Genomic DNA, 16,311 nt, shown 5'->3' on the forward strand with positions numbered 1-16,311 from the left:
TTGGGGTGGCGGGCATGGTCCGGCGGCCGGCCCCCCCGGTGGGGGGCCCCACCGGGTGGGGGGGGGGGGGGGGGCGGGGCCCCCCCCCCCCCCCCCGCCACGATGTAGTCCAGACCCCTGGAGCGCAGGGCATGGCGGAAGGCCGCCGACTGGCCGTAGCCCGCGTCGGCGACCACGACCTGCGAGGCGAGCCCCCAGGCGATCAGTTCGTCCAACATGCCGATGGCCAGCCGCCATTTCTCGACGTGCCCGACCTCCGACGGCAGGCCGGTACGTCGCCGGCGCTCGTCGTCGCGGTCGTCCCAGTCCGGCGGGACGAACAGCCGCCAGGACAACGGGCTGGAAGCCTGGTCGGTGACGGCGTGGACGCTCACCCCGACCTGGCAGAGCGAGCGCTTGCCCAGCGCGCCGCAGTACTGCCGCGACGTGGCTACGGACTGGTCGCCGGCCTTGGGGAACGAGGTGTCGTCGATCACCCATGCTTCCGGTGCGAGGGCGGAGGTCATCTTCCGGGCGATCTGTCGCAGCACCGGCGTGTGGTCCCATGGCGACTGGCTGACGAACTGCCGCAGGGCCTGCATGTTCCCGTCCGGCAGGCGCTCGGCCATGGGCTGGATCGACTTGCGCCGCCCGTCCAGCATCAGCCCGCGCAGGTAGCAATCCCCCTGTCGGCGCTGGTCCTTGCGCGCCAGGGACGCGAACACCTCGGCGACGAACTCGCCGAGGTGTTCGCGGAGCCTCTCCACTTCACCAAGATCCACAGACCGCAGCATGCACTGCTGTGGCCACCAAGATCAAATAAATCTAACGAAGTACTACTAGTACCAACGCCGTTCAGTTAGGACGGTTGGGGCTGCGTCAAGGGTCGGTTGTGAGCATTCTGCACACACACGCAACTGGCCGTGTTCACCATGCACGCGGGGCCCACCAGGTACTCCTGGGCGACGACCTCGCTGACCGTCTCCGGCACCGTGCGGAGGCTGCGGGCAACGGCCGGGGCGGGAAGGACCGCGAGCAGTGGTCCTCGCCGCCCCGGCCGGATTCGGCTGCCGGCCGTCAGGACGCGCGGATCAGCCAGTGCTGGCTGGTGCTGCCGGTGTCGGTCTGCTGCTGGATGGCGGCGGAGTCGGAGGTGGAGTCGCCGTCGACGCCGAGGACGAGGCCACTGCGGACGCCGACGATCTTGACATAGCCGCCGCCGGCGTCGACCAGTCGCCACTGTTGGTTGGTGCTGTGGCCGGGCGTCCACTGGATGATCGGGGTGTCGGGCGCCGTCGAGCCTCCCCGGACGTCCATGGCCAGGCCGGAGTGAACGTTGGTGAACTCCCAGATGCCCGAGCCGACCGGGGCCGGCCGCCAGCGCTGGTTGTCGCCGCTGTGGGAGGTGTACTGGATCAGGGCGACGTCGAGGGCCGTGGACGCGTCGGGGACGTCGACGGCCTTGCCGCTGCGGCGGTTGACGAACTGGCAGACGGTCGGCATCGGGTCGGGGGTGAGGGTGACCGAGCCACCGGACGGGATGGTGACGTCCTTGCTCCAGCCGCCGGTACGGAGGGTGGTGGTGGTCCCGCCGACGCTGTGCAGGGTCAGCGTGGTCACCTGGCCGGCGGTCCAGGAAAAGTCGATGGTGAAGCCGCCGCGGACACCGACACCGGTGACCGAGCCGACGGCGGACCAGGCGGAGGGCAGGGCGGGCAGCAGGTCGACCAGGCCTGGCCGCGAGTGCACCAGCATCTCGATCATGGCCGTGGGCGTGCCGAAGTTGGCGTCGATCTGGAAGGTGGACCTGGAACCCATGCCGTACATGTCGAACATGTTGACGCCGGTGCCGTTGCTGTGGTCGACCGAGGGCTTCATGACGGTGGTGACCAGCTGGTAGGCCTTGTCGGCGTGACCGAGACGGGCCCAGCACAGGGCTCGCCAGGCGCAGGCCCAGCCGAAGCTCTGCATGCCGCGGGCGGTGAGTAGATTGCTGGCGCCGGCGACCAGGTCGGCGGGGCTGGTGCGGGGGTCGATGCGATCGCCGGGGAAGAGGCCGATGAGCGGTGAGAGGTGGCGGTGGCCGGTCTCGCCGAGGTTGGCGTCGGTCATCCACTCCTCCAGCCAGCCGGTGGTCCGGCTGATCTGCGGCAGGTAGAGGCGGTTCTGCAGGTCGGCGACGGTGGCGGCGAAGGCGCTGTCGAGGCCGAGGGTGGCTGCGGCGGTCCGGTAGTTCTGGAAGAGCTGCCAGACGAGTTCCTGGGAGTACGTGATACCGAGTGCGTCGGTGGGGCCGTGCTCGGGAGACCAGTCGTGGTCGTCGACGAGCACCTGTCGGGTGGTTCCGGTGGCGGGGTCGGTGACGGTGGTGATGACCAGGCGCGCCTGCCAGAATTCGCAGGCGCCCTTGAGCAGAGGGTAGATCCGCGCCAGGTAGGCCTGGTCGACGGTGTAGTCGTAGTGCTCGAACAACGAGTTGCAGATCCAGGCGTTGCCGGCCGGGTGCCACCACCAGCCGTTGCCGCCCCACGGATTGGTCGAGATGGCCAGCGTCCAGCCGGCGACCCTTCCGGAGGTGTTGCGGAAGCCGTTGCGGGAGTCCTGGAAGAGCTTCAGGGTGGTGTCCTGCCAGGACGGGAACTGGCGTACGCAGTAGTCCGCGAAGGCGTCGAAGCACTCCGACAGCCCGGCCCGGTCGGCCAGCCAGTAGTTCATCTGGATGTTGATGTCGGTGTGGTAGTCGCCCATCCAGTCCGGGTCGTTGCGGTCCACCCACAGCCCCTGGAGGTTGGCGGGCAGGCTGCTGCGGGAGCCGGTGATGGCCAGGTAGCGGCCGAACTGCAGGTAGGAGGCCTCCAGTTCGGGGTCGGGAGCGGCGCCGGCGGCGGCGCGGGCGGCCAGTCGGGTGGGGGTGTCCATGGCCTTCTGGCTGGCGGTGGAGGCGCCCAGGTTCACGGTCATGGACTGCTGGAGGCGCTGGTAGTCGGCGACATGGGTGGCCAGCAGCGAACCCGCGGGCACGGTGGCGGCGCCGCCGACGACGGCGCGGGCGACGGCCAGCGGATCACGGGCGGAGTCCTTGAAGCCGGTGGCGGCAGCGCCGGCCGCGTAGTTGGTGCCGCCACTGATCACCAGCAGCACCTCGGAGCAGTTCCGGAAGGTGACGCGGCTGCCGGTGGCCGTGACGGTGCCACCGGTGCCCACCGCCTTGAGGACGGTCGCGTACTTCAGGCCGTTGGGCAGGGCGGCGGTGAAGGAGACCGTGGCGCCCTTCGGATCGGCGGTGACGGCCTCACCGCGGGTGCCGGCCAGGGCGAGGCTGCCGGTGTAGCTGCCGTGGCCGCTCTGGCTCAGCCGCACCACGATCACATCGTCGGGGTGGCTGGCGTAGACCTCACGCCGGTAGGTCACCTTGCCGACCTGGTAGGTGGCGGTGACCAGGCCGTTGGACAGGTCGAGGTGGCGCTGGTAGCCGCTGATCGCCGAGGCGGAATGGGCGGGGATGTCCAGGTAGGCCTTGGCGAGCAGGCCGAATGTGCCGAAGTCGTCGGCGCCGTACGGGAACTGGCCGTCGGACCCGAGCGTGGCGTTGAGCCCGCCGGTCCACAGGGTGGCGTCGGTGAGGTAGTACGCGTCGTGTGAGGGGTCGCCGGTGGTCAGGGCGCCGAGCCTGCCATTGCCGATCGGCAGGCCCTGCTCGATGATCACCGCCTCGGTGCCCGGCGAAGAGTAACTGAGCGTGACGGCCTGGGCGTCCGGCACCAGCGAGGCCGAGGCGGGTCGGGCGGCCGCCGCGCGTGCGGTGAACTCCGGTAGCGAGGAGGCGGCCAGCACGGTGCCGAGGGACAGGGCGGCCCGCATGACGCCGCGGCGGGACGGGATGGAGGGGGTCTCGGGGTGGGGGCGGCTCACGATGGTCCTTTCATCGGAGATCGGTCGGCTGGACGTGCCATGCTTGCGGGTGTCTTCGCCGCACCGGCCGCGCAGCCGCTGTCGACCCGGCACCGATCGCGTACGTGCTGCGCTTCTGAAGGGGCGGCTACGAAGGTTCGCGACTGGCTCGACTGGGCGGCCGGGGGGCTTGCGGGAATCTAGCTATCATCGGATGTATCGTCAATGGTTCGCGCGACCCGTTGGGAGATTCTCGTGCCGCGCGGGTGTCGGGCGGGGGATCGGACGGTGCTGCGCGTCGCTCGGGCGACTGTCCTGTCCAGGGAGTTTCCCGGCCGGAGGCAGTACCTATCGCTGCTGATGCCGTCCTGGAGGCGCCGGCCGACCGGGGGAGGACACCCCGGCGGATCTGACGAGATATCCGATGTATTCCTGCCGAAGGTGGGGGTGGAGCGCTGCGTGCCGGGCGCACAGGGCTGGAGAACCGAGGCCTCGCGCGTTACGCGGTACCGGTGTCGAGGCCGGGGGAGTCGGTCAGGATTCCGGTGGCCAGCCAGTCCTCGACGGTGGCCACGTGCACGGCCTGGGCGCTCTGGTCGAGGATGGCGCGCAGCTCGGCCAGGCGTTGCTCGGTGATCCGGTAGGCCGCGAGCGCGGTGGCCTGGGGTTCCAGCAGCCTTCGTACCTGGAGGAGCTGTCCAGCGGTGTGGCCTCGGGAGGCGTCGGCGGCGAAGGCGAGCGATTCCAGGAGGAGGTGGGGTTCGAGGCCGGAGACGTAGGTGCCGTCGCCCTGCTTGGGCACGAGGATCCGCATCGCGGTGAGTGCGCGGACGGCCTCGCGCAGGGAGTTGCGGGACAGCCCGAGCTGGTCCGCCAGTTCGGCCTCGTTGGGCAGCCGGGCGCCGGGCTGGAGAGCGCCGGAGAGGATCATCTCCTTGATCCGCTCGATGGCCTGATCGGTTACCGACATGTCTGATCCCCTCTGGTGCGGAACGTACGGGCCTGTGGAGCGGCTGTCCTGGCGGTCACGGAACAGGAGGCCGGAGCGGCGCGACCAGTGCCCGACCGGCTGGTGGCGCCGCTCCGGCGGCTCGGGGTCGTCGGACCCGCTACTCCTGCTTCTCGCCGGAGGCGAAGCGCGAGATGATCAGCGCGACGATGATGATCGCGCCGTTGAGGAACTGGTTCCACAGCGGCGGTACGCCGGCCAGGGTCATCACGTTGACCACCAGCTGGAGGGTCAGCACGCCGGTGAGGGCTCCGAAGAGGGTGCCACGGCCCCCGTTGAGGCTGACGCCGCCGATGACGGTGGCGGCGAAGACCTGGAAGATCCAGCCGTTGCCCTGGTCGGCGGAGATGGAGCCGTAGTGGCCGGTGTAGAGGATGCCGGCGAAGGCGGCGAGCATGCTGCCGAGGGTCAGCACGGCCCAGGTGATCCGGTCGACCCGGATTCCGGCGGCCCGGGAGGCCTCGGCGTTGCCGCCGATCGCGTACAGCGCGCGACCGTGGCGCAGCCAGGCGAGTGCGCTGCCGCCGGCCAGGAACAGCAGCGCGCAGATCCAGATCGCCGCGGGGACGCCGAGCCAGCTGGTGCGGCCGAGGTAGGTGAACGAGCCGGGCAGGTCGACGATCGACTGGCCCTGGGAAATCGCGACCTGGAGGCCGCGCAGCAGGGTGAGCGCGCCGAGCGTGACGATGAAGCCGTTGAGGCGCAGCTTGAGGATGAGGAAGCCGTTGATCGCGCCGATGAGGGCGCCGACCAGCAAGCACAGCGGGATGGCCGCCCAGGTGGGGAAGAGCCCGAGGCCGAGGAAGCGCGCCCCGTGGTCGGGCAGGACCAGCCAGACGGCGATGACCGGAGCGACGCCGATCGTGGACTCCAGGGAGAGGTCCATCCGGCCGGCGATCAGGATCAGCGCCTCGGCCAGGACGAGCAGGCTCAGTTCGGTGGCCTGCTGGCCGACGCCGAGGAGGTTGTCGGAGGTGAGGAAGGCGGGTGAGACCGCGAAGCCGATGATGCCCAGGACGAGCAGGACCGGGACGAGTGACAGGTCGCGGTAGCGAGCCAGGTCGATGCGGAGGCGGGCGGGCGCCGGGACGGCGGCGGCCGGGTTCGCGCTGACCTCAGTGGTGGGAGTCATTGTCTTCCTTCGTGTCGGTCGGGCCGGCCATGCCCTCCATGGCTGCGACCAGTTGTTCGTCGCTCCAGCCGTGCTCGAACTCGGCGACGACACGGCCGTGGAACATGGCCAGGACGCGGTCGCAGACCCGCAGGTCGTCGAGTTCGTCGGACACGATCAGGGCGCTCTTGCCGGCGTCGGCGACCTCGCGGACGGTGCCGAGCAGGGATTCCTTCGACTTGATGTCGACGCCGTTGGTGGGCCGGATGGCGACCAGGACGCGCGGCTCCGTGGCGAGCGCGCGGGCGATGACGACCTTCTGCTGGTTGCCACCGGACAGGGCGGCCACCGGGGTCGAGGGGCCGGGTGTCTTGATGTCGAGGTCGTTGATCATCCGCTGGGCGAAGGTGCGGGTCCGTGAGGGCAACACCGTGCCGAAGGGGCCGAGCTGGTCGGTGACGGTCAAGGTGGCGTTCTCCGCGACGCTGCGTTCGGGAATGAGGCCCTGGATGTGGCGGTCCTCGGGAACGAAGCCGATGCCGGCGGCGAGAGCGGCGGGAACCCTGCCGGTGCGGACCTGGTGGCCCGCGACGGTGATCGTGCCGGCCTGGGGGCGGTGCAGGCCGGCGATGGTCTCGCCGAGCCGGACGTTTCCGCTGGCGGCCGCGCCAGCGAGCCCGACGACCTCGCCGGCCCGGGCGATGAGGGAGAAATCCTGGTAGGCGCCGGTCAGGCTCAGCCCGGAGACGTCCAGCAGCGGGGCACCCCCGGAGGAAGTCCTGCCGGTCACTGACCATGTGGGCTCGCTGCCCCGGGCGCGCTCACCGGTCATCGCCTCCACCAGGGCCTGCTGGCCGAGTTCGGCCACCGGCGCGGTGACGATGTGCCGGGCGTCGCGGTAGACGGTGACAGTGGTGCAGAGGTCGTAGACCTCCTGCAGGTGGTGGGAGATGAACAGGAAAGCGACGCCCTGTTGTTGGAGGGCGCGAAGCTTCTCGAAGAGCTTCTCGATGCCGCGGGCGTCGAGCTTGGCGGTGGGTTCGTCGAGGATGATGAACCGGGCGCCGAGCGAGAGCGCGCGGGCGATCTCCACGAACTGCCGCTGTTCGACCGTGAGGTCCTCGGCGCGCGCGGTCGGGTCGACGTCCACGCCGTATTCCGCGAGCAGGTCGCTCGCACGCCGACGCAACTGCCTCCAGCGAACCGGGCGTAGCGCCCCGGTGCTCTGCCGGTCGAGGCTGTGTCTGTTCAAGAACAGGTTCTCGGCGACGGTCAGTGCCGGGATGATGGTGGAGCGTTGGTAGACGCAGGCGACCCGTGAACGCCAGGCGTCGGTGTCGCCGGGGGCGGGGGCGGGTTCGCCGTTCAGACGCAGGGTGCCGGTGTCGGGGCTCTGGAGGCCGGTGAGGATCGAGACGAGTGTGGACTTGCCCGCGCCGTTGCGGCCGACCAGGGCGTGTGATTCACCCGGTGCGACCGAGATGCGGGCGTCGCTGAGGGCGACGGTGGCGCCGAAGCGCTTGCTGATTCCGTCGGCCTCGACGACGGGGCCCTGGTTGGGGCTGGGGTCCGCCATGGCGGGGGTGTCCTTTCCGCTGGGTCTCCTGAGCGGCGGCCCGGGACGGGATGTCCGCCGGGCCGCCGCTCACGGGGTGTCGAAGGGATTACTTGCCGACGTTGTTGCCCCAGAGGCTCTTGTCGTCGACGTTGTCCTTGGTGACCAGCGGCGCGGGAAGCTGGTCCTCCATGCCGTTGGGCAGCTGGATGATCGTCGACTGGTGGTCGGTGGGACCGGGCTGGAAGGTCTTGCCCTCGGCGCCGGCCTGCGCGTAGAAGAGCGCGTACTTGGCGTAGAGGTCGGCAGGCTGGGAGACGGTGGCGTCGATGTCACCCTTGCGGATCGCGTCGAACTCCTGCGGGATGCCGTCGTTGGAGACGATCGCGATGTGGCCGCTCTGCCCGGCGGGCTTGAGCAGGCCCTTCTGCTGGAGCAGGGCGAGGGTCGGCTGCAGGAACACGCCGCCGGCCTGCAGGTAGATGCCGCCCAGGTCCGGGTTGGCGGCCAGGGTGGACTGGAGCTTTGCGGAGGCGACGTCGCCCTTCCAATCGGTCGCCAGCTCGATCACCTGGATGCCGGGGAACTTCTCCTTCATGCACGCGGCGAACGCCTCGGAGCGGTCGCGGCCGTTGATGGAGCTCAGCGCGCCCTGGAGCTCGGCGACCTTGCCCTTGCCGCCCAGCTGCCGGCCGAGGAACTCGCAGGCCTTGGTGCCGTACGCCTTGTTGTCGGCGCGGACCACCATGTACACGTTGCCCTTGTCGGGGCGGGTGTCGACGCTGACCACCGGGATCTTCTTGGCGGACAGCTGGTCGAGGGTGGAGGCGATCGCACCGGTGTCCTGCGGAGCCATCACGACGGCCTTGGCGCCGGTGTTCTGGAAGACCTGGACGTTGGCGACGAGCTTGGTGACGTCGTTCTGGGAGTTGCTCACCGGCAGGGTGTGCAGGCCCTGGGACGAGGCGTCCTGCTTGACGTACTGCGCGTAGGAGTTCCAGAAGTCGGAGTCCGCGCGGGGCAGGTCGACGCCGATGGCCGGCTTGCCGCCGGAGGCGGACACGTTCGAGTCGCTGCCGCGGTTGCAGCCGGTGGCGAGCCCCGCCAGGACGACCACGGCGGCGGCGGTGGCCGCGACTCTGGAGGAGCGAGTGTTCATGGTGCTGATCTCCTTGGCTGGGGTGGCAGGCGCGCCTGAGGCGATGGGTTCGCGACCGTGCAGCCCGGCGCAGTGGGGGTGGCCGGCCCGCGGTTGTGGCGGTCCGTCACGCCTGGCAGCGGAGCTTTCAGCCTGCAGTCATCGGATGGCTTGTGGCAGTGAGGACCTTACGAGCCTGACATCTGACTGACAAGAGGAGACCTCGGATGACTTCCAACCGTGACATCCGGGCCTCCCGGGCGAACGCAACGGCCCTGAACTGAGCGACCTGAGCTGTGAATATGGGGAACGCGGCCGGATCTGCCGATAATCATCGGAGGACTTCTTGCGGTGGCGCGGTCGCTGCTCGTATGGTCAGGGCACCGCAGAATCATCCGATGTGTTGGTGGCTGCGAAGCCTCCGTCCTCGGCGCGACGACAGGAGAGAAGACATGAGACTAGGGCGCATCGGCGCACCGGGAGCCGAGACTCCGGTCGTCACCGACCGGACAGGCGCCACGTTCGCGCTCACGGCCCTGACCGCCGACATCGACGGGGCGTTCCTCGCCTCCGGAGGGATCGACCGGGTCCGGGAGGCGCTGGCCGAAGGCTCGCTCCCGACCGTCGACACCGACGGGCTGCGCGTCGGCGCCCCGGTCGCACGACCGGGGAAGGTGGTGTGCGTCGGGCTCAACTACCGTGACCACGCGGAGGAGACCGGCGCGGCCGTCCCGGAGCGGCCGGTGGTGTTCATGAAGGACCCGTCCACCGTGGTCGGTCCGTACGACCGGGTGCTGATCCCGCGCGGCTCGGTGAAGACCGACTGGGAGGTCGAACTCGCGGTCGTGATCGGGCGCGAGGCCCGGTACCTGGAGAGCCCGGCCGAGGCGGGCGCCCACATCGCCGGGTACGCGGTCAGCAACGACGTGTCGGAGCGGGAGTTCCAGCTGGAGTACTCCGCGCAGTGGGACCTCGGCAAGTCCTGCGAGACCTTCAACCCGCTGGGCCCCTGGCTGGTGACGCCCGACGAGATCGGAGACGTCCAGGCGCTGGGCCTGCGACTCGCCGTCAACGGCGAGGCGCGGCAGGACGGCGACACCAAGGACATGATCTTCGATGTCGCGTACCTCGTCTGGTACCTCAGCCAGTACATGGTGCTGCGCCCCGGCGACGTCATCAACACCGGCACTCCGGCCGGCGTGGCCCTCGGCCTGCCCGGTACCCCCTACCTGCGCGACGGCGACGTGGTCGAGCTGTCCATCGACGGCCTCGGCACCCAGCGGCAGACTTTCATCAACGCCTGAAAGGCCACGAGTTGTCCACCACCACGGCGCGGATCACCGCTGTCGACACCTATGACATCCGCTTCCCCACCTCGCGCGAGCTGGACGGCTCCGACGCGATGAACCCGGACCCGGACTACTCCGCCGCCTACGTGGTGCTGCGCACCTCGGCGGGCGGCCATGAGGGCCACGGCTTCACCTTCACCATCGGACGCGGCAACGACGTCCAGGTCGCCGCCATCGACGCGCTGCGCGAGCACGTGATCGGGCGTGAGGTGGCCGAGCTGTGCGCCGACCCGGGCTCGCTGTACCGCGACCTGATCGGCGACAGCCAGCTGCGCTGGCTCGGCCCGGAGAAGGGCGTGATGCACATGGCCATCGGCGCCGTCGTCAACGCCGTCTGGGACCTGGCGGCCAAGCGCGAGGGCAAGCCGCTGTGGCAGCTGCTCGCCGACGCCGACCCCGCATGGCTGGTCTCCCAGGTCGACTTCCGCTACATCAGCGACGCCCTCACCCCCGACGAGGCCCTGGAACTGCTGACCAAGGGCAAGGACGGTGCCGCCGAGCGGGCCACCGAGCTGCTGCGCCGCGGCTACCCCGCCTACACCACCTCGCCCGGGTGGCTCGGCTACTCCGACGAGAAGCTCACCCGCCTCGCGGAGGAGGCGGTGGCCGACGGCTTCACCCAGATCAAGCTGAAGGTCGGTGCCGACCTGGCGGATGACATCCGGCGCTGCCGGGCTGCCCGCGCGGCCGTCGGCCCGGACATCCGGATGGCGATCGACGCCAACCAGCGCTGGGGCGTGGCCGAGGCGATCGAGTGGACGAAGGCGCTCGCGGAGTTCGACCCGTACTGGATCGAGGAGCCGACCAGCCCGGACGACATCCTCGGCCACGCCGCCGTCCGCGGCGGCGTCCACCCTGTCAAGGTCGCCACTGGCGAACACGTGCAGAACCGCATCGTCTTCAAGCAACTCCTCCAGGCAGAGGCGATCGACGTCCTCCAGCTGGACTCCGCCCGCGTGGCCGGCGTCAACGAGAACCTGGCCGTTCTGCTGCTCGCCGCCAAGTTCGGTGTCCCGGTCTGCCCGCACGCCGGCGGTGTCGGCCTGTGCGAGCTGGTCCAGCACCTGTCGATGTTCGACTACGTCGCGCTCAGCGGAACGGTGGAAGACCGGGTCATCGAGTTCGTCGACCACCTGCACCAGCACTTCCTCGACCCGGTGCGGATCGATGACGGCCACTACCAGGCGCCGACCGCGCCCGGGTTCTCCGCCACCATGCACCAGGCCACCATCGACACCTACCGTTACCCCGACGGCGCGTTCTGGGCCGCCGACCTGGCCGCTGCGGCGTCCATGACCATCGCGGAGGCGCGAGCATGACCACCGATCTGCACGGCCTCACCGCCCTGGTCACCGGCGGTGCCTCCGGCATCGGCCTGGCCACCGCCCAGCTGCTCGCCGAGCGCGGCGCGGATGTCGCCGTGCTCGACCTTGACCCGAGCGGCATCCCCGTCTCGCTGCACGGCTTCACCGCCGACGTCAGCGACGACGCCTCGGTCCGCGCCGCCGTCATCGGCGCGGCCGAGGCGCTCGGCGGCATCGACATCCTGGTCAACAACGCCGGCATTGGTGCCGCCGGGACGGTCGAGGACAACGACGACGAGCAGTGGCACCGCGTTCTGGACGTCAACGTCCTGGGACTGATGCGGGTCACCCGCGCCGCTCTGCCGCACCTGCGCCGCTCCAAGCACGCGTCAGTCATCAATACCTGCTCCATCGCCGCCACCGCCGGACTGCCGCAGCGCGCCCTGTACTCGGCCAGCAAGGGCGCGGTGCTCTCGCTCACCCTGGCGATGGCCGCCGACCACGTCCGCGAGGGCATCCGGGTCAACTGTGTCAACCCCGGCACCGTCGACACCCCGTGGGTCGGCCGCCTGCTGGACGCCGCCGCCGACCCGGCCGCCGAACGCGCGGCCCTCAACGGCCGGCAGCCCACCGGTCGGCTGGTCACGGCGGAGGAGGTGGCCGCCGCCATCGTCTACCTCGCCTCCCCGGCCGCCGGCAGCACCACCGGCACTGCGCTGGCGGTCGACGGCGGCATGGCCGGGCTGCGGCTGCGACCGGAGCCGACGGCATGAACCTGCGGCACAACCCGCTCGGGCGCGGCACAGTACGGGTGAGCGAACTCGGCTTCGGCGCGGCGGCGATCGGCAACCTGTTCACGGCGGTGAGCGACGAGCAGGCAGCCCAAGTCGTGGCTGCCGCCTGGGAGGCCGGTGTCCGGTACTTCGACACCGCCCCGCACTACGGACTCGGCCTGTCCGAACGGCGGCTGGGTGACGCCCTGCGGGCCATGCCCCGGGACGAGTACGTGCTGTCCACGAAGGTCGGCCGCATCCTCGAACCGGTCACTCCCGACGGCGACGACCTCGCCAACGACCTCGCCAACGACCTCGCCAACGGCTTCGCCAACGACCTCGCCAACGGCTTCGCCGTTCCCGCAGACCATCGTCGGCGCTGGGACTTCAGCGCCGAGGGCGTGCGCCGGTCGATCGAGGAGAGCCTGACCCGGCTCGGCCTCGACCGGATCGACCTCGCCTACCTCCACGACCCCGACGACCATGCCGAACAGGCCCTCACCGAGGCCTACCCGGAACTGGAACGCCTGCGCGCCGAGGGCGTGATCGGCGCGATCGGCATCGGCATGAACCAGGCCGACCTGCCGGCCCGCTTCGTCCGGGAGACCGACATCGACGCCGTCCTGCTGGCCGGCCGCTACAGCCTCCTCGACCAGCGCGGCCTGGCCGAACTGCTGCCGCTGGCCGCCGAACACGGCGTCGGTGTGGTGGTCGGAGGGGTCTTCAACTCCGGCCTGCTCGCCGACCCGAAGCCTGGTGCGACCTTCGACTACGCCGCGGCCCCCGATGAACTCGTGGATCGAGCTTTGCGGTTGAAGTCCATCTGCGAGCGGCACGGCGTCCCGCTGCGCGCCGCAGCATTGCGCTTCCCGTTCGGCCACCCGGCCGTCGCGTCGGTCCTGGTCGGCACCCGCAGTGCCGCCGAGGTGCGGGACGCCGCCGCTATGCTCAACCACCCCGTCCCGGAAGGGCTGTGGACGGAGCTCAAGGAGCGCGGGCTGCTGCCCGCCGAGGCACCGACCCCCGGGGAGGCGGCGTAGATGCGGATCGCCCTGTTCATCACCTGCTTCAACGACACCATGTTCCCCGGCACCGGCCGGGCCGTCGTCACCGTGCTGGAACGCCTCGGTCACACCGTCGAGTTCCCGCAGGAGCAGACCTGTTGCGGCCAGATGCACGTCAACACGGGCTACCGCCGGGAGGCCGTCCCCCTGGTGGAGCGCTTCGCCCGGACCTTCGCCGACTACGACGCCGTCATCACCCCGTCCGCGTCCTGTGCCGGCATGATCCGCGACAGCCACCCCGTGCTGGCCGCGCAGTACGGATGTGCCCGGCTCCAGGCCGAGGTCGCCGAAGTGGTGCCCCAGGTCCACGAGTTCACCGAGTTCCTCACCGACGTCCTCGGCGTGACGGACGTCGGCGCCCGCTTCCCGCACAAGGTCGCCTACCACCCCACCTGCCACTCCCTGCGCGGCCTGCGCCTGGGAGACCGGCCGGAGCGTCTGCTGCGCGCCGTCAAGGACCTGGATTTGGTCGACCTCCCGGCCGCCGACTCCTGCTGCGGCTTCGGCGGCACCTTCGCCGTCAAGAACGCCGAGACGTCCGGTGCGATGCTCGCCGACAAGATGCGAGGCGTCCTGGACAGCGGCGCCGAGGTGCTGTGCGCCGCCGACAACTCCTGCCTGCTGCACATCGGCGGCGGCCTCTCCCGCCAGGGCAGCCAGGTTCGGACCATGCACCTGGCCGAGATCCTCGCCGCCACCGAAGGAGTCGCGCGATGAGTGGCAACACCGAGCGCGGTGTCGTCTGGCTCGGCTCCCCGGCTTTCCCGGACGCCGCGCGCGAGGCGCTGAAGGACACCCAGCTGCGCGCCAACCTGAAACGGGCCACCGGCACCATCCGCGACAAGCGCCTCGCCGTCGCCTCGGAGCTGGACGACTGGGAGGCGCTGCGCGTGGCGGGCGCCGCGATCAAGAAGCGCACCGCGCGCCATCTCGACCGCTACCTGCTGCAGTTGGAGCAGTCCGTCACCGCGGCGGGCGGCACCGTCCACTGGGCGTCGGACGCGGCCGAGGCGAACCGGATCGTCACCGAGCTGGTCCGGGCCACCGGTGAGACGGAGGTGGTCAAGGTCAAGTCGATGGCGACCCAGGAGATCGGCCTCAACGAGCACCTCGCCGACGCCGGGATCACCGCCTACGAGACCGATCTCGCCGAGCTGATCGTCCAGTTGGGCGACGACCGGCCCTCCCACATCCTCGTCCCCGCGATCCACCGCAACCGCACCGAGATCCGCGACATCTTCGCCGCCCGGATGGGGCAGTGGGGCCGGCCCGCCCCCGAGGGGCTGAGCGACGACCCGGCCGAACTCGCCGAGGCGGCACGCCGCCACCTGCGGGAGAAGTTCCTCACCACCAAGGTCGCCGTCTCCGGCGCCAACTTCGCCGTCGCCGACACCGGTTCCGTCGTGGTGGTGGAGTCCGAGGGCAACGGCCGGATGTGCCTCACCCTGCCCGAGACCCTGATCACCGTGATGGGCATCGAGAAGGTCGTCCCCACCTGGACGGACCTGGAGGTGTTCCTCCAACTGCTGCCGCGCTCCTCCACCGGCGAGCGGATGAACCCGTACACCTCCACCTGGGCGGGCACCACCGACGGTGACGGCCCGTCCGAGTTCCACCTGGTCCTGCTCGACAACGGCCGCACCGACACCCTGGCCGACACCGTCGGCCGCCAGGCCCTCGCCTGCATCCGCTGCTCGGCCTGCCTCAACGTCTGCCCGGTCTTCGAGCGCACCGGCGGTCACGCGTACGGCTCGGTCTACCCCGGGCCGATCGGCGCCGTACTCACCCCGCAGCTGGTGGGCGTGGAGAAGGCGGCTTCGCTGCCGTTCGCCTCCACCCTCTGCGGGGCCTGCTACGACGCCTGCCCCGTGAAGATCGACATTCCCGAAGTCCTCGTCCACCTGCGGGCCGAGGTCGTCGAGGCCAAGCGGGCCGCCACACGCCTGCCCACCGCCGAGGCGGTGGCGATGAAGGCCGCCGCCGCCGTCCTCGACTCCCCGCACCTGCTCGCCGCCGCCCAGAAGGCGGCCTCCCTCGGCGGGCGGGCGATCGCCCGGAAGGGGCGGATCGGACGGCTGCCCGGACCGCTGCACGGCTGGTCCGACACCCGCGACACCCCCGCACCGCCCGCCCAGTCCTTCCGCAGCTGGTGGCGCGAGAACAAGGAGGAACAGTGACGAGCAGCCGCGAGGCCGTCCTCGGCCGCATCCGCGCCGCCCTCACCGACGTCCCGGCCGATGAGGCCCCGGCCGATGTGCCCGTGCCCCGTGACTACCGCCGCAGCCACACCAGGCCGGGCGAGAACACGGTGGCCCTGTTCGCCGAGCGCGTCGCCGACTACCGGGCCACCGTCACCCGCACCGACCCGGCCGCACTGCCCGCCGCCATCGCCGCCGCCCTCACCACGCGCGGCGTACGGCAGCTGGCCCTGCCCGGCGGCTTTCCCATCGAACTGCTGCCGCCCGGCGACTGGGAGTGGCACCCAGAACCCCTGGACGTCCCCCAACTCGACGCACTGGACGGGGCGATCACCCTCGCCGCCGCCGGCATCGCCGTCACCGGCACCATCGTCCTCGACGCCGGCCCCGGCCAGGGCCGCCGCGCCCTCACCCTCGTCCCCGACTACCACCTGTGCGTCGTCCGCGCCGAACAGATCGCCGACGACGTCCCCGACGCCCTCGCCCGCCTCGACCCCACCCGGCCGCTCACCTTCATCTCCGGCCCGTCCGCCACCAGCGACATCGAACTCAACCGGGTCGAAGGCGTCCACGGCCCCCGCACCCTCGACATCGTCATCGTCGACCCCGCCCAACCGGAGCAGCACGCATGAGGATCGCCCTGCACACCCGCGTCCGCGAGGACCGGATCGAGGAGTACGAGGACGCCCACCGCGCTGTGCCGGACGAGCTCACCGCCGCCATCCGCGCCGCGGGCGTCTCGTTCCGGACGATCTGGCGCAGCGGCCGCGAGCTGTTCCACCTCCTGGAGTGCGAGGACTACGCCCGCCTGCTCGCCGAACTGGAGCACCTGCCGGTCAACATCGCCTGGCAGGCCCGGATGGCCGAACTCCTCGACGTCGTCCACGACTACTCCGAGGACGGCGCCGCCGCCTGCCTCCCGGCGGTGTGGCAGCTGTGA

General features: G+C 70.7%; 14 protein-coding genes. 8 read left to right on the top strand and 6 right to left on the bottom strand.

All coding sequences use genetic code 11. The features are described from left to right. From ACFWP2_RS36500 to ACFWP2_RS36525, 6 genes are all read right to left on the bottom strand, one after another. A partial coding sequence (locus ACFWP2_RS36500; protein WP_380459823.1) for an IS701 family transposase occupies positions 1 to 761 on the bottom strand: 761 nt, incomplete at its 3' end. Positions 762 to 1,056: 295 nt separating this feature from the next. After that, entirely contained in the window at positions 1,057 to 3,840 is a 2,784-nt protein-coding gene (locus ACFWP2_RS36505; RefSeq protein WP_380459901.1) for a glycoside hydrolase N-terminal domain-containing protein, read from the bottom strand. 529 nt (positions 3,841 to 4,369) lie between these two features. Then, positions 4,370 to 4,840, bottom strand: coding sequence for a FadR/GntR family transcriptional regulator (locus ACFWP2_RS36510; protein ID WP_380459825.1), 471 nt, complete (start codon positions 4,838 to 4,840; stop codon positions 4,370 to 4,372). 139 nt (positions 4,841 to 4,979) lie between these two features. Next, the gene (locus ACFWP2_RS36515; protein WP_380459827.1) at positions 4,980 to 6,011 is read right to left on the bottom strand and encodes an ABC transporter permease; all 1,032 of its coding nucleotides are present in this window, start codon (positions 6,009 to 6,011) and stop codon (positions 4,980 to 4,982) included. Continuing rightward, positions 5,995 to 7,566, bottom strand: a complete 1,572-nt coding sequence (locus tag ACFWP2_RS36520) for a sugar ABC transporter ATP-binding protein (protein ID WP_380459829.1) — start codon at positions 7,564 to 7,566, stop codon at positions 5,995 to 5,997. The genes ACFWP2_RS36515 and ACFWP2_RS36520 overlap by 17 nt, the downstream gene beginning before the upstream one ends. Before the next feature lie 88 nt (positions 7,567 to 7,654). Continuing rightward, on the bottom strand, positions 7,655 to 8,704 hold the full coding sequence (locus ACFWP2_RS36525) for a sugar ABC transporter substrate-binding protein (RefSeq protein ID WP_380459831.1): 1,050 nt from the start codon (positions 8,702 to 8,704) through the stop codon (positions 7,655 to 7,657). A gap of 431 nt (positions 8,705 to 9,135) precedes the next feature. Between ACFWP2_RS36525 and ACFWP2_RS36530 the strand changes: the two genes are divergently transcribed. Genes ACFWP2_RS36530 through ACFWP2_RS36565 form a run of 8 tightly spaced genes read left to right on the top strand, consistent with a single transcriptional unit; the run spans position 9,136 to position 16,311 of the window. Then, positions 9,136 to 9,987 (top strand): fumarylacetoacetate hydrolase family protein, encoded by an 852-nt coding sequence (locus tag ACFWP2_RS36530; protein ID WP_380459833.1) that lies wholly within the window; start codon positions 9,136 to 9,138, stop codon positions 9,985 to 9,987. A gap of 11 nt (positions 9,988 to 9,998) precedes the next feature. Beyond that, complete coding sequence (locus tag ACFWP2_RS36535; RefSeq protein ID WP_380459835.1) at positions 9,999 to 11,351, top strand: L-fuconate dehydratase; 1,353 nt, start codon at positions 9,999 to 10,001, stop codon at positions 11,349 to 11,351. Next, entirely contained in the window at positions 11,348 to 12,109 is a 762-nt protein-coding gene (locus ACFWP2_RS36540) for an SDR family NAD(P)-dependent oxidoreductase (protein WP_380459837.1), read from the top strand. Before ACFWP2_RS36535 ends, ACFWP2_RS36540 begins: the two co-directional genes overlap by 4 nt. Continuing rightward, positions 12,106 to 13,149 carry an aldo/keto reductase gene (locus ACFWP2_RS36545; protein ID WP_380459839.1) on the top strand — a complete coding sequence of 348 codons (1,044 nt, stop codon included), beginning with the start codon at positions 12,106 to 12,108 and terminating at the stop codon, positions 13,147 to 13,149. The genes ACFWP2_RS36540 and ACFWP2_RS36545 overlap by 4 nt, the downstream gene beginning before the upstream one ends. After that, positions 13,150 to 13,890: a (Fe-S)-binding protein gene (locus ACFWP2_RS36550; RefSeq protein ID WP_380459841.1), complete on the top strand. Its 741-nt coding sequence runs from the start codon at positions 13,150 to 13,152 to the stop codon at positions 13,888 to 13,890. It begins immediately after the preceding gene. Next, entirely contained in the window at positions 13,887 to 15,350 is a 1,464-nt protein-coding gene (locus ACFWP2_RS36555) for a LutB/LldF family L-lactate oxidation iron-sulfur protein (RefSeq protein ID WP_380459843.1), read from the top strand. Before ACFWP2_RS36550 ends, ACFWP2_RS36555 begins: the two co-directional genes overlap by 4 nt. After that, positions 15,347 to 16,003, top strand: coding sequence for a lactate utilization protein C (locus tag ACFWP2_RS36560; RefSeq protein WP_380459845.1), 657 nt, complete (start codon positions 15,347 to 15,349; stop codon positions 16,001 to 16,003). The genes ACFWP2_RS36555 and ACFWP2_RS36560 overlap by 4 nt, the downstream gene beginning before the upstream one ends. Continuing rightward, on the top strand, positions 16,000 to 16,311 hold the full coding sequence (locus ACFWP2_RS36565; RefSeq protein ID WP_380459847.1) for an L-rhamnose mutarotase: 312 nt from the start codon (positions 16,000 to 16,002) through the stop codon (positions 16,309 to 16,311). The genes ACFWP2_RS36560 and ACFWP2_RS36565 overlap by 4 nt, the downstream gene beginning before the upstream one ends.

This window comes from Kitasatospora sp. NPDC058444 (genome assembly GCF_042721415.1).
Classification (GTDB): Bacteria; Actinomycetota; Actinomycetes; order Streptomycetales; family Streptomycetaceae; genus Kitasatospora.